This window comes from Collinsella sp. AF39-11AT (assembly GCF_003474585.1).
GTDB lineage: Bacteria > Actinomycetota > Coriobacteriia > Coriobacteriales > Coriobacteriaceae > Collinsella.
On sequence record NZ_QROG01000018.1, the window covers coordinates 1 to 12,941 of the forward strand.

At 61.2% G+C, this 12,941-nt stretch carries 12 protein-coding genes and 1 pseudogene; 8 read left to right on the plus strand and 5 right to left on the minus strand.

Translation table 11 applies throughout. The features are described 5' to 3' along the window. Positions 1-222, plus strand: a pseudogene (locus tag DW037_RS10790) (IS110 family transposase); the annotation flags it as partial. Between the two features lie 97 nt (positions 223-319). Beyond that, positions 320-1,132, plus strand: coding sequence for a putative RNA methyltransferase (locus DW037_RS07665; RefSeq protein ID WP_117786865.1), 813 nt, complete (start codon positions 320-322; stop codon positions 1,130-1,132). 125 nt (positions 1,133-1,257) lie between these two features. On the opposite strand, the gene DW037_RS07670 is transcribed toward DW037_RS07665, so the two are convergent. After that, positions 1,258-1,659: a hypothetical protein gene (locus DW037_RS07670; RefSeq protein WP_117786864.1), complete on the minus strand. Its 402-nt coding sequence runs from the start codon at positions 1,657-1,659 to the stop codon at positions 1,258-1,260. A gap of 227 nt (positions 1,660-1,886) precedes the next feature. On the opposite strand from DW037_RS07670, the gene DW037_RS10630 reads away from it, so the two are divergent. Then, complete coding sequence (locus DW037_RS10630; RefSeq protein ID WP_158549061.1) at positions 1,887-2,030, plus strand: hypothetical protein; 144 nt, start codon at positions 1,887-1,889, stop codon at positions 2,028-2,030. A 63-nt stretch (positions 2,031-2,093) separates the two neighbouring features. After that, on the plus strand, positions 2,094-2,798 hold the full coding sequence (locus DW037_RS07675; protein WP_117786863.1) for a class I SAM-dependent methyltransferase: 705 nt from the start codon (positions 2,094-2,096) through the stop codon (positions 2,796-2,798). A gap of 67 nt (positions 2,799-2,865) precedes the next feature. Here DW037_RS07675 and DW037_RS07680 read toward each other — a convergent pair whose 3' ends face one another. Further along, positions 2,866-3,171, minus strand: coding sequence for a hypothetical protein (locus tag DW037_RS07680; RefSeq protein WP_233540653.1), 306 nt, complete (start codon positions 3,169-3,171; stop codon positions 2,866-2,868). Between the two features lie 67 nt (positions 3,172-3,238). Between DW037_RS07680 and DW037_RS07685 the strand changes: the two genes are divergently transcribed. The 4 genes from DW037_RS07685 (at position 3,239) to DW037_RS07700 (ending at position 9,805) form a co-directional block, all read left to right on the plus strand. After that, the gene (locus DW037_RS07685) at positions 3,239-3,727 is read left to right on the plus strand and encodes an N-acetyltransferase (RefSeq protein ID WP_117716525.1); all 489 of its coding nucleotides are present in this window, start codon (positions 3,239-3,241) and stop codon (positions 3,725-3,727) included. Between the two features lie 304 nt (positions 3,728-4,031). Next, positions 4,032-6,035 carry a translation factor GTPase family protein gene (locus tag DW037_RS07690; RefSeq protein ID WP_118373111.1) on the plus strand — a complete coding sequence of 668 codons (2,004 nt, stop codon included), beginning with the start codon at positions 4,032-4,034 and terminating at the stop codon, positions 6,033-6,035. Between the two features lie 93 nt (positions 6,036-6,128). After that, a complete protein-coding gene (locus DW037_RS07695) occupies positions 6,129-7,247 on the plus strand; it encodes an AAA family ATPase (protein ID WP_117757292.1) in 1,119 nt (372 codons plus the stop codon). Between the two features lie 65 nt (positions 7,248-7,312). Next, on the plus strand, positions 7,313-9,805 hold the full coding sequence (locus DW037_RS07700; protein ID WP_118373112.1) for an excinuclease ABC subunit UvrA: 2,493 nt from the start codon (positions 7,313-7,315) through the stop codon (positions 9,803-9,805). Positions 9,806-9,847: 42 nt separating this feature from the next. Here DW037_RS07700 and DW037_RS07705 read toward each other — a convergent pair whose 3' ends face one another. The 3 genes from DW037_RS07705 to DW037_RS07715 all read right to left on the minus strand — a co-directional run bounded on the left by DW037_RS07705 (position 9,848) and on the right by DW037_RS07715 (position 12,921). Beyond that, positions 9,848-10,948, minus strand: a complete 1,101-nt coding sequence (locus DW037_RS07705; protein WP_118373114.1) for an AAA family ATPase — start codon at positions 10,946-10,948, stop codon at positions 9,848-9,850. Positions 10,949-11,092: 144 nt separating this feature from the next. Beyond that, positions 11,093-11,692: a tRNA (cytidine(34)-2'-O)-methyltransferase gene (locus tag DW037_RS07710; RefSeq protein WP_118373116.1), complete on the minus strand. Its 600-nt coding sequence runs from the start codon at positions 11,690-11,692 to the stop codon at positions 11,093-11,095. A 98-nt stretch (positions 11,693-11,790) separates the two neighbouring features. After that, on the minus strand, positions 11,791-12,921 hold the full coding sequence (locus tag DW037_RS07715; protein WP_117640599.1) for a GTP-binding protein: 1,131 nt from the start codon (positions 12,919-12,921) through the stop codon (positions 11,791-11,793). Positions 12,922-12,941 lie beyond the last annotated feature (20 nt).

Here is a 12,941-nt window from a genome sequence, read left to right on the forward strand (position 1 = left end):
GTGAGGTCGGTCAGGGCGTCCAGGCGGGGCGACGCGAGGCTCAAGTCTCTTCTGATCTTCTCGTGCAACAGCCTGGTGAGGTCGTCGGGGCGCTACGGCGAGTGCTACCGGGCCTGCAGGGCGCGGGGCATGGGGCACGGGCGGGCGCTCAAGGCCGTCGCGAGGAAGCGGCTCAGGGCGATATACGCCGTGATGCGCGACCGGGTGCCCTACCGGGAGTAGCGTCGAAGGTTGACAAAACTATAGGAACACCCAATGACTAGGTGGGGGAGGCGTGCGACAATGGTGGGCGTTGTGTTGTCCGCGCTAAGGAGTTGCCATGTTGTTGTGTCCCGTTTGCCATGATCCGTTGGTGGACGACGAGCGCGGTGCTGCGTGCGCGGGCGGACATCGATTTGACCGTGCGCGCGAGGGCTATCTGTATCTGCTGCGCTCGTCCAAGAGCGGCGACTCCATGGGCGATCCCAAGTCGCAGGCGCGCAGTCGTCGCGACTTTCTTAACCGCGGCTACTACGCGCCGTTGCGCGATGCGATGGTCGAGCTGGTGCGCGAGCAGGTGTCTGGACGTGCAGCGACTGCGAATGGCCCCATGACGCTGCTCGATATTTGCTGCGGCGAGGGCTACTACACCAGTGCCATGGGTGCGGTGCCGGGCGTGGATGCTTATGGGTTCGACCTGGGCAAAGAGATGGTGCGTCTGGCCGCCAAGCGCGGCGATGCGACCTACTTCGTGGCCAACATGAAGGACATCCCCGTGGCCGATGGCACCTTCGATATGGTGACCGAGCTCTTTGCTCCCTTTAACGAGCGTGAGTTTGCTCGCGTGCTGGCACCCGAGGGGTCGCTCTATACCGTTATACCGGGTGCCCGTCATCTCTTTGGGCTCAAGGAGGTGCTCTACGACACGCCATATCTCAACGATGAGAAGTTGCCGCAGACAACCGAGCTCGAGTTGGTTGGCACGAAACGGGTGTCTGCGAACATTACGCTCCAGACGCAGACCGATATCGAGGCGGTGTTTCAGATGACGCCGTACTACTACCGCACGCGCCCTGCCGACAAAGAGCGCTTGGCAAACCTGGACACCCTTCAGACCGATATCGACTTCATCATCGCCGAGTACCGCCACTAACCTACCAAAAAGGGACAGGTTTATTTTGGCAGGGTTTATCTGGGCAAACGTAAAGGGCCGACCGCGTTGCTGCGCGATCGGCCCTTTTTAGCTGCTTGATAGCAGGGGTTATGGGAGGCAGGTGCCTACAGGCGGTCCTTGTTTTCGGCCTTAATGTCGTGTGCCTGCTGAATAAAGAACAGGTCGTACACCACGATGACAAAGGCGCCATAGTTGATGGCGTCGCCGCCAAACGCGGGGAGCGTGAGCACAGCCTGCGCAATCGTGGCGATTGCGGCGACGATGCCGAGCTTAAACGCGCCGCCTACCTGCGAAGGCTTGTTGGCGCCCTTGATGCCCGCAACGCCCGCGGCGAGATCGATGAGGCCCTTGGCGACAAGCACGACCGTGGCGAGCATGGCGTACGGCCCGTAGGTGGACTCGAACTTGCCGGTCGCGATGCCGGCGATTCCAATGACGAGACTGGCGATGCCCAGAACAAAATAAATCAGGGCAAGGATTTTGAGAGTCTTGCGAGTGAAACTCATGGCTGGTCCTTTCGATACGAGTACGTCAACCTGGCGCACCCCATGTGCTGCACATATGATGAAGCACATTGTAGTTCAACGGGGCGATGCATGCGTTTGAAAGCGTCTCTTGCCTGTACGGTCCAACCTTTCAAAAAGGAAAGCTGGACGTAAGCCAAATCGATGGCAGCTCATGTGCGGCGCTGCGATGATGAGGATGTAACAAGGAGTTGGTCTAAGGAGGAGCCATGATGTACGGAACAGGGCAGGCGCGCGAGCCGCAATCGTTGGGAAGGCGCATGAGCGATTCTGTGATCGCTGCCGTGTGCACGGGATTGATGGCGGTGCTTTGCATTGGGATGCTGTGGGCCATGTCGCATGTGGGACAATAGCGGACGATTGGGTGCCGACACATGCGGCGCTCACGTATCCGCTTTGCTTGCTAAGGAGTACCCATGGGCGTCGTCGATCCCTTTTCTGTTGCTCGGGCCGCGGGGCTTGAGCTGATCGGGAAGCCCGAGGGCCTCACGCTCACCGACGGTGCGATGGAGCTGCGTGCCGATTTTGCCCGTATGCTCCCACGGCTCAAGCAGGGTCGTCTGCAGCAAGAGCTGTTGGTGAAGGCTGCACGCACAAAAGGTATCGAGAACCCCTGGGCGATTGACGCCACGGCAGGCTTTGGCGAGGATTCGCTGCTGTTGGCCGCTGTGGGCTTTACCGTCGATTTGTATGAACAGGATTGCGTGATCGCGGCGCTCCTTCAGGATGCCCTGGATCGCGCGGCAGATGATCCGGCGCTTGCGGCTGCCGTGGCGCGCATGCGCTTACATGCGGGCGAGGACAGTGTTGCCGGCCTTCGCCATGCGGCTGAGCTGGTCGAGCGTGGTGAGCTCGCGGCTCCCGATGTGGTGTATCTGGATCCCATGTTTCCCGAGCGCACCAAGAGTGCGGCGGTCAAAAAGAAGTTCCAACTCCTGCACCATTTGGAGCAGCCGTGCGCCGATGAGGAGACGCTGGTTAAAGCTGCGCTTGCAGTGCGGCCGCGCAAGGTCGTTATCAAGCGGCCGGTGAAGGGGCCGCTGCTTGCCGGCGTTAAGCCGAGCTATCAGCTTGCGGGCAAGGCCGTCCGCTACGATGTTTTGGTGCCGCCGCGCCCGTAGCCTGCGTGCGATGGCCGGCGATGTGTCGGTGCCGTGCCGCTGCGTGAGCGTCGCGCCGATGCGGCGCCTATTTCCAAGGGTGCGACGTCAGGTGCCACCCGCCGCAGTATTCACATTTGTAGCAGGCCAAGCCACGTCGTCCACGGTTTTCGCAGTCGGCCATAACGGCCTCGGCCTCGGCGCGTGTGTCGTAGCGGTTTTTGCGCTCGCACGACTTGTAGCGCCAAGCCTCATCGCGCTCGGCGTCCAGGGCATCGCGGCGCTCGTCCTCGCGCGCAAACAGGTCGCTCATATCGCCGCCGGTGGCAGCGCCCAAAAACTCGCTTTTGGCCTTTGACCAGGCGGCTCGCTTTTTGCTTCCCATCTGCTTCATGCCCTTTCCAAACGCTGGTATCATTGCCCAATCAAAGTGATACCAATAAACGTGAGGTCGCCGCGTGATGATCAGAAAAACCCTCGATACCGACATTCCCGCCGTCATGGCTATCTATGACGCCGCCCGCGCCTTTATGCGCGCGCATGGCAACGCCACACAGTGGCCCGAGGGCACGCCTTCGGCCGAGCAGCTGGCTGCCGATATCGCCGCCGGTGGCAGCTATGTGTGCGAAGTCGACGGTCGCGTGGTGGCGACGTTTGCCTTTTTGCCGGGCCCGGACGAGTGCTATGACGTCATCGAGGACGGTCAGTGGCGTAGCGACACTCCGTACGCCGTACTGCACCGCGTGGCGTCCGACGGCACCGTGCACGGTATCGCGGCCGCGATGTTTGCCTTTGCCAAGGCGCGCGCTGACCACCTGCGTATCGACACGCACGCGGACAACCTGCCCATGCAGGGCGCGAGCATGAAGGCGGGGTTCGAGCGCGCCGGCGTCGTGTATGTGTCGGACGGCACGCCGCGTGTTGCGTTCGACTGGCTGCGCGAGGCATAAGGGCCGAGTCGCATACCAGCGTTTCATCGAAATGAAAATGGCCCCGCGTGGGGCCATTTTTGGTAAAACGCGTCGTTGTAGGACTCGCATTGTTACCGCCTCAGATGAGACCGGGCAGACAAAAGGGGAGGTGCCGGCTTTCGCAAGGCGCGAACCTGCGAAAATCGCCGCGCGGCAACGCGGGGCGATGAGCTCGGTCGGGGGATAGGGCCCGCTTCGCCCGCCGGCCCGTAAATTGTATCATCCAGTGTGGAACGAGAATGCCCGTTGCCGCGTGCGATGGGCTCGCAATAAGAGGAGAGCCATGTCGAAGCAGGCGGTCGTTGGAATCTTGGCGCATGTCGATGCCGGCAAGACTACGCTGGCCGAGGCCATGCTGTTCAACGCAGGTCGCATTCGCAAGCGCGGCCGTGTGGACGATGGCGATTCTCACCTGGACACTAACACGATCGAGCGCGAGCGTGGCATCACGATTTTCTCGTCGCAGGCCGTGCTCGACCACGACGATACCCACGTCATGCTCGTGGATGCACCCGGCCACGTCGATTTTTCGGCCGAGGCGGAGCGCACACTGCGCGCGCTCGACTACGCGATTTTGGTTGTGGGCGCCAACGATGGCGTGCAGGGGCACACCGAAACCCTGTGGCGCCTGCTTGCGCGCTATGACATTCCGACGTTCATCTATATCAACAAAATCGATTTGGAGAATCCCGGCCGCGATGTTTTGCTGGCACAACTCGGGCAGCGTCTTTCCGAGGGCTGCCTGAATGCCAACGAACTGCTGGCGGGCGGTGCCGTTCAGGAGGATGCTGCTGCGTTGGACGAGGCGGCGCTCGAGGAGTTTCTTGAAGCGGGTGAGCTTTCCGTCGCAACGCTGTCGCGCATGGTTGCCGAGCGCAAGCTCTTTCCCTGCTTTGCCGGCTCGGCGCTCAAGGACCAAGGCGTGGACGAGTTGCTGGACGGCATATGCGCGCTGATGCGTGAACAGGCGTGGCTCCCGGAGTTCGCCGCGCGCGTCTATCGCGTCAGCCGCGGCGATCGCGGCGAGCGCTTGGCTTGGGTAAAAGTGACCGGCGGCACGCTGCGCGCAAAACAGATGATCGAGGGGCGCTCCGGTGCCGAGGCATGGGAGCAAAAGGTCGATCAGGTGCGCATCTATAACGGAGAGAAGTACGAGCTTGCCCAGGAAGTTGCCGCTGGCGGTATTTGTGCCGTGACGGGTCTTGCGCACGTTCGCCCGGGGGATGCCTTGGGTGCGGAGCCCGGGTGCGATGCGCCCGTCATTGCGCCGGTCCTTACCTATACGGTGCTCCCGGGCGAACATGATGCCCATGCGGTGTTTAAAGCGCTGACTGAGCTGGCGGACGAAGACCCCATGCTCGGCGTAAGCTGGAATACGCATCTTGAGCAGATTCACTTGCAGTTGATGGGCGCCGTGCAGCTCGAGGTCTTGCAGCGGGTATTGGCCGATCGCTTTGGCCTTACGATTGAGTTTGAGTCCGGCGGCATTCTCTATAAGGAGACGATCTCGCAGCCGGTCGAGGGTGTGGGCCACTTTGAGCCACTGCGCCATTACGCCGAGGTGCACCTGCGCCTGGAGCCGCTGCCAGCGGGCTCGGGCGTGCAATTTGGTACCGTTGCCTCGACCGACGAGCTCGATCTTAACTGGCAGCGCCTGGCGCTCACCAACGCCATGGAGCGCGATCACCTGGGTGTGCTGACCGGCTCGCCCATTACCGATGTGCGCATTACGCTCACGGGCGGCCGCGCTCATGCCAAACACACCGAGGGCGGTGACTTTCGGCAGGCAACGTACCGCGCGATTCGCCAGGGTTTGATGCAGGCGCGTGAGGCCGGCGCGGCGGTGCTGTTGGAGCCGTGCTACCACTTTGAGCTCGAGGTGCCGGGAGATTGCGTGGGCAGGGCGCTTTCGGATGTCACGCGCATGGGCGCCGAGTACGAGCCGCCGGCGATGGCGGGCGACCGGGCGAAGCTTGTGGGTCGCGTGCCAGCATCCGAGATACAGGATTATGCGCTGGAGGTGGCTGCCTACACGAGCGGCCGCGGACATCTGTACCTGGAGTTCGCCGGTTATGCGGCATGCCATGATGCCGAGCGCGTCATCGAGGCGGCCGCCTACGAGCCCGAGGCCGATCTGCCCAACACGCCCGATTCGGTCTTTTGCGCCCACGGCGCCGGCTATACGGTCAAATGGTACGACGTGCCCGCCGCGGCACACGTAAAGATCGATCCCGCCACCTTCCGCCCCTATCGCCCCGCCGACGCGGAATTTTTCGGCCACATGTGACAAAGGGACAGCTCCTTTGTCACATTCAGTTGGTATAACTCGGTATAAGTTGGTATAACTATTGCTAGCCTTTGCCAATCCGAGGAGGCCGACATGAATCCAAATCCCTTTAAGCCAACGGCTGGTAAGCGGCCTCCGATACTCATCGGTCGCGAGTCGGTCATCGAAGATTTTGAGGAGGGGCTCGATAACGGTGCCGGAGCGCCGGGCAGACTCATGCTCATTACAGGAAACCGCGGCTGTGGCAAAACAGTTCTCCTGCGGGAGCTGCAACGTCTGGCCAGTGAGCGCGGATGGGCGGTTGTCTCCGATTCCGCTTCGCTTGGTTTATGCGACCGCTTGGCCGACGCACTCCGCTCGAATAAGCCCGTTGTGACGTCAATGGAGTTTGGCCCATCGTTTGGACGGATGTCGGTTGAGGCGGCGCGGGCAAAAGGCGAGACGTTGCGAGGGCTGGTCAACGAACGTCTCAAGAAGCTCGGTCCAGGCAAGGGCATACTGTTTGCGATTGACGAGGCTCAATCTGCGTCTATCGAGGAGCTGTCGGCTCTTGCCGTTCTCTATCAGCAGGTGCTGGGAGATCAGGATGCTACGGGCTTGCCCGATGGCGACCAGCGTGGTCTTGCGCTGGTCTTTGCCGGCTTGCCCAGCATGGTTGACGATCTGCTCGAAGAGCCGAGCGTGACGTTTTTGCGGCGCGCCCAGCAGCGTACGTTGGGGGCGATTTCTTTGCCCCAGGTGCGCGATTCATATATCCAGACGGTCGAATGTGCTGGTCTTTGCATTGATGCGGGGACGGCGGACCTTGCGGCGCACAAGAGCATGGGACATCCCTATATGGTTCAGCTGGTGGGATATTACATGTGGCGGTCTGCTGTCCGGCGTGGCTCGCAGGTCATTGAAGGGTGCGATGTCGAGGTTGGTCATGCGGATGCCGTCTCTGAGTTCTACGAAGCGGTTGACGCGCCTCTGTATTACGGGCTGCGCACCCCACAGCGCCTCTTTATCGAGGCTATGGCGGTTGACGAGGGCAAGCTGACGCGCATGGCGGATATCATTGAGCGCTGCGACCGCACCCAGAGCTGGGCGAGTAAATATCGCGCAAGCTTAATTCGCGAGCGCGTCATCGAGGCCGCCGGATACGGTCTCGTCCGGTTTAGCGTGCCTATGCTGGGCAAGTACATTCGCGATCGTGTTTTATGGCACGAGTGATGTGACAAAGGGACTGTCCCTTTGTCACATTCCTTTGTCACATTCGATTAACAGGAAGGGGAGCGATGACGGTGTCGCAACAACCAAGTGCTATCGAGGTGCGCGGTGCGCGCGTCCATAACCTCAAAGACATCGATATCGATATTCCGCTGGGAAAGCTCGTGGGTATTGCCGGCGTCTCGGGCTCGGGCAAGAGCTCGCTGGCGCTGGGTGTTTTGTATGCCGAGGGCTCGCGCCGTTACCTGGAGGCGCTCAGCACCTATACCCGCCGTCGTCTGACGCAGGCAGAGCATGCTCAAGTGGATGAAGCGCTGCACGTGCCGGCGGCGCTCGCATTGCATCAGCGCCCCAGCGTGCCGGGCGTGCGCTCGACCTTTGGCACCATGACCGAGCTCAACAACAGCCTGCGCCTGCTCTTTAGCCGTTGCGCCCATCACGTGTGCCCGCATTGCGGGACGCGTGTGGAGCCGAGCCTTAACGTGGCCGCAGGCCTGTCGCTCACGTGTTCGACATGCGGCCGCGAGTTCTACGCGCCGAGTGCCGAGGATTTGGCTTTCAATAGCGGCGGTGCATGCCCCACCTGTGGCGGTACCGGTGTCATGCGCGAGGTGGACGAAGCGAGCCTGGTGCCCGACGAGTCCAAGACCATCAACGAAGGCGCGGTGCTTCCCTGGGGCACGCTCATGTGGGACTTGATGAAGCAGGTAGCTGGCGAGATGGGTGTGCGTACCGATGTGCCGTTTAACCAGCTTACACCTCAAGAGCGCGACATCGTGTTCCATGGTCCGGCGGTTAAGAAGCATATTCTCTACGTTCCCAAAAACGGCGAGGGCGCCACGCCGCTCGACTTCACCTATTACAACGCCGTCTATACGGTCGAGAATGCGCTCGCCAAGGTTAAGGACGATAAGGGACTAAAGCGCGTGGCTCGCTTTTTGCGCGAGGGCCCGTGCCGTGACTGCGGCGGCACGCGTCTCTCCGAGGTTGCGCGCCAGCCCCAGGTGCGCGGTATCAATCTGGCGCAGGCCGCGGCCATGACGCTTGGCGATGCGATTGAGTGGGTGCGCGGGGTGCCCGCATCCTTGTCGGCCGAGATGCAGCCCATGGCGACGGATATCTGCGATTCGTTTTTGGGCGCGGCCCGTCGTCTGGTCGACCTGGGCCTCGATTACCTTTCACTCGATCGCGCAGGTGCCACGCTCTCCACGGGTGAGCGCCAGCGCGTGCAGCTCGCCCGCGTGGTGCGCAACCGATCGACGGGCGTGCTCTATGTGCTGGACGAGCCCTCGATCGGCTTGCATCCTGCCAATGTCGACGGCCTGGTGGGCGTAATGCGCGATCTGGTGGATGACGGCAACACCGTGGTCGTTGTCGACCACGACACGCGCGTATTGGCGGAAGCCGATTATCTGGTCGAGATGGGCCCCGTTGCCGGAGCGGGCGGCGGTAATGTGATCGCCGCCGGTACGGTGGATGAGGTCGAGCAATCGCAGGACAGCCGCATCGCCCCGTTTTTGCGCTCGGAGCCCAAGCGCTTGCGGCCGCAGGTGGCTGATGACGAAATGTTCGACCGGGGCCATATCCGCATGGCGACCGATGCCATCCATACCGTCAAACCGCTCGAAGTCGATATCCCGCGCGGTCGCTTGGTCGCGGTGACGGGCGTTTCGGGTTCGGGTAAGACGACGTTGGTGCTCGAGACGCTCATCCCGGCACTCAAGGCGCAGGCAGCCAGCGAGTGCCTGCCCAGGCACGTGCGTTGGATCGACGCCGAGGGCATCGCACGCGCCAACCTGATTGACGCCACGCCCATCGGCGCCAACGTGCGCTCGACGGTGGCGACTTATGCCGACATCCATGACGAGCTGCGTCGCGCCTTCGCCCGTACGCCCGAGGCCAAGGCAGCCGGCTACAAGGCGGGCGCATTTAGCTACAACACCGGCGCCTTGCGCTGCCCTACGTGCGATGGCACGGGTTCGATATCGCTCGACGTGCAGTTTTTGCCCGATGTCGAGATCGTCTGCCCGTCATGTCGCGGCTCACGCTATGCAGACGCGGCCTCGCATATCCATCGCGAGGGCAAGGACGGGAGCCTGCTTACGTTGCCGCAGCTCATGGACATGAGTGTGGACGAGGCCATCGACGCCACGGTGGGGCTCAAGAAAGTTCAGGCGCGCTTACAGACCCTGCACGACCTGGGCTTGGGTTATCTCACGCTCGGCGAGCCCACGCCGGCGCTTTCGGGCGGCGAGGCGCAGCGTCTTAAGCTCGCGAGCGAGATGGGCCGCGTGCAGGATGATGCCGTATTCGTGTTCGACGAACCCACAATTGGCCTGCACCCGCTCGATGTTCAGGTGCTGCTGAGTGTGTTCGACGGCCTCGTTGCCAAGGGTGCCACAGTCGTCGTGATCGAGCACGACCTCGACCTTATCCGTAACGCCGATTACGTAATCGACATGGGCCCAGGTGGTGGCGAAGCAGGCGGGCAAATCGTCTGCTTCGGCACGCCAGCCGATATCGCGGCCTGCCCCAAGAGCATTACCGGCCGTTACCTCTAACCGAATGTGACAAAGGGACAGTCCCTTTGTCACATCCGATGCCTATTTCACGCATTGAACGGCGAGATAGTCGCGGAAGAACGGTAATTCAAAAGCGACGATTCCGCGCCCGCGTTCTCCAATGATGCCGGCGTCTATCATGCGGCGTCGGTAGCGGGAGACCTGTTGCGGCGAACGCTTAAGGCGCTCGACAAGGTCAGCGGTGGTGGACTCTTCCTCGTCATCGAGCATGGCGATGAGAAATCGCTTGTCCTCTGCAGTGAGTTCCCGATAGGTCGCCGCGAGGATCCGGTCGTCCATTTCATCGCGTGCGATTTTGATTCCCTGGTCAAAGTCGCGAGATGATATTTCCCTCGAGTTGCTCGTGAGATCCCAGGCGCGGTAACCCACAAGCTGCAAAAGGAAGGGAAAGCCCGAAATCGAGCGAACGGCCTTATCGATTCCCCCAGCATCTGCCAGGCGATCGTTTTCCTGGATTGTGCGAATCAAGGCCTCGCGTACGTCATAGTCTGCGATGCGACCCAGATGATATTGTTGGGCGCGGCGAAGGAACGAGACCGTCTTGTGGTTCAGCAACGTCGAGACGTTGTTGGGAAGTCCCGCCATGAGCAGGGCGACGCGTTTCCCATCGGCCACAAAGTGCTGATACGTCGCTGCGAGCTGAATCATCTCGTCGAGCGTCGGGTCCACCTCGTCAACCGTGACGAGCAGCCCGGTGCCCGCCTCGTTGAGCTGGTCGATGATGTCACTCATGCGATAACGCCAGGTTGAGGCATCGTGAACGCGATTGACCTCGATGCTGCCGAGCGGTGCAATTTCGAGACCGGTGACTTCGAAGCGGCTGGACGAGTCGATAAGATGGCCTGCAGCACGTTTCGCCCCGAACTCGATTTCCTCAAGCATTCCCGAGAGCGCGGTCGTCTTTACGGCAATCCAGCCGTGGGATTCCGCCCTTGTCGCAAGCGACGACATGAGAGCGGTTTTACCGGTTCCACGCGCGCCTGAGAAGATCGAGGTCAATTCCGGGCGCCTGCGCTGGCTCAAGAAGGCGCGGTCCAAATCCCGAATAATCTGTTGTCTGCCAGCGAGATGGGCAGGAACCTCGCCAAAGCTAGGGGTAAACGGGTTTTCGAGGTATTCCACAATGCCATCCTTTCGCGTCGCCGTTTAACTTCATTTTATTTTAGTTAATTCTGATTAAAAGTGATGGTTCGTTATTTAGAGCATCAATCAGGCATGTGTGTCATCGACGTGGCGCTTGAATGTGACAAAGGGGCAGTTCCTTTATCACATTTCCGGAAAGCCTGCCTGGCGCAGGGCCTCGTAGAGGACGATGGCGGCGCTGTTGGAGAGGTTGAGTGCGCTGATGCGGTAGTCGGCCGGGTCGACGAAGTTGCCGCAGATGTCCTGTTGAAGGATGGCCTCGTGGCTGTCCTCGGTATGCCCGAGCGACTCCTCATGAGCCTCCCAGGCATCGGCGTTATCGAGTGAGTCGCAATCGCGTAGCATGGGGATGCGCTCGCAGCGTTCGGACGCCGCGGCAAGCAGTGGCTCGGGAATCCCCGAGCTCTCGCTGCCAAAGACCAGATAGTCACCGTCGCGGTAGGTGCTTTGCGCATAGGTGCGGCGCGCCTTTTTGGTCAGCAGATGCAGGCGTTCATCGGCGGGGGAGAGGCCGTTGCACGTAAGGAAATCCTCCCAGCCGGCATAGGTCGTCACGTCCAAGTTTTGCCAGTAGCCCAGGCCGGCGCGACGCACCGTCTTGTCGTCGAGCGAAAAGCCCAGCGGCTCCACCAGGTGCAGGCGGGTACCGGTGACCACGCAGGTACGGCCGATATTGCCCGTATTGGCCGGAATCTCGGGCGCATACAGCACGATATTGAACATGAATCTCCTTGGCTCAGAACGAAAAACCACCACGAAGGGGACAGGCACCTTCGTGGTGGTTTGGCGGTTACGTGGCAGAAAATGCTCGCTTCGATAGCCTAGGCGCGGTGCCAGTCGGTCAGACAGGCATCGAGGGAGGCGATGAGCGCGTCCTTGTCCATGTGACGGCCGATGATGCACAGGCTCGTCATGCGGTCGCCCGTCTCGTCGTCCCAAATCTGCATGATCTCGGGGTTCTCGTCGATGATCTTCTGCTTCTCGCCCTCGGGCGCCGAATCGACAAACAGACCGTTCTCCATCAGGCGCATCTGGTGGCCGGCCTGCTCGAACATGTAGCACATGTCCGGATCGCCGGTCTGCCACAGCGGACCCTTGACGCGGATGACCTCGTCGGGCCACTCTTGCTCAACAAAATCGGTGAACTTCTGCAGGTCAAACGGCTTGCGGCGCGAGTACACAAAGGTCTCGATGTCGTACTCGAGCACCTCGGGGTCGTCGTGCTCCTCGGGATGCTCCATGGCCTCGATCCAGGCGGCGGAGTTGTAGGCGCGCATAAAGTCGAAGCGGCCGGTGTCGAGCAGCTCCTCCATGGGGACCTCGCCGTTTTGAGCCTCGACAATCACGGCGTCCTTCTGCAGGCTGCGCACGATGGCCTTAAGCTCTGCGATCTGCTCGGGGGTGACGGTGTCAGTCTTATTAAGAATCAGCGTGGAGCAAAACTCGATCTGCTGGATGAGCAGGCTCTCGATGTCGTCCTCGTCGATATCCTCGGCTAGCAGGTCGCGACCGCCGTTGAACTCGTCGTACATGCGGGCGCAGTCGACCACGGCCACGATGTTGTCGAGCGCGAGCTTGGGCTCGCCGCCCACCTTGGCCTCGTCGCAGAAGCTCGAGATGGTGTAGGCGATGGGGATGGGCTCGCAAATACCCGAGGCCTCGATGATGATGTAGTCGAACTTGCCCGAATCGGCGATGCCCTGCAGCTGGTTGGCCAGATCGTCCGAAAGCGTGCAGCAGATGCAGCCGTTGGTGAGCGGGATGAGGTCGTCGGTCTCGGAAAGGCCGCCGTCGGCGATAAGGCTGGCGTCGACGTTGATCTCGCCGATATCGTTGACGATCACGGCGGCGCGGATGCCGCCGTCGTTAGCGAGGATGTGGTTGAGCAGCGTGGTCTTGCCGGCACCGAGGTATCCGGTAAGCATGATGATCTTCACGGGTCTGTTGGGCATGTGCCCTCCTTTGTTAGACA

What these genes read in the sequence shown, in the direction of transcription:
- DW037_RS07690 (WP_118373111.1), top strand. Translation starts at nt 4,032, where the DNA reads ATGTCGAAGCAGGCGGTCGTTGGAATCTTGGCGCATGTCGATGCCGGC.
- DW037_RS07715 (WP_117640599.1), bottom strand. Translation starts at nt 12,921, where the DNA reads ATGCCCAACAGACCCGTGAAGATCATCATGCTTACCGGATACCTCGGT.
- DW037_RS07685 (WP_117716525.1), top strand. Translation starts at nt 3,239, where the DNA reads ATGATCAGAAAAACCCTCGATACCGACATTCCCGCCGTCATGGCTATC.
- DW037_RS07710 (WP_118373116.1), bottom strand. Translation starts at nt 11,692, where the DNA reads ATGTTCAATATCGTGCTGTATGCGCCCGAGATTCCGGCCAATACGGGC.
- DW037_RS07700 (WP_118373112.1), top strand. Translation starts at nt 7,313, where the DNA reads ATGACGGTGTCGCAACAACCAAGTGCTATCGAGGTGCGCGGTGCGCGC.
- DW037_RS07665 (WP_117786865.1), top strand. Translation starts at nt 320, where the DNA reads ATGTTGTTGTGTCCCGTTTGCCATGATCCGTTGGTGGACGACGAGCGC.
- DW037_RS07675 (WP_117786863.1), top strand. Translation starts at nt 2,094, where the DNA reads ATGGGCGTCGTCGATCCCTTTTCTGTTGCTCGGGCCGCGGGGCTTGAG.
- DW037_RS07680 (WP_233540653.1), bottom strand. Translation starts at nt 3,171, where the DNA reads ATGAAGCAGATGGGAAGCAAAAAGCGAGCCGCCTGGTCAAAGGCCAAA.
- DW037_RS07670 (WP_117786864.1), bottom strand. Translation starts at nt 1,659, where the DNA reads ATGAGTTTCACTCGCAAGACTCTCAAAATCCTTGCCCTGATTTATTTT.
- DW037_RS07695 (WP_117757292.1), top strand. Translation starts at nt 6,129, where the DNA reads ATGAATCCAAATCCCTTTAAGCCAACGGCTGGTAAGCGGCCTCCGATA.
- DW037_RS10630 (WP_158549061.1), top strand. Translation starts at nt 1,887, where the DNA reads ATGATGTACGGAACAGGGCAGGCGCGCGAGCCGCAATCGTTGGGAAGG.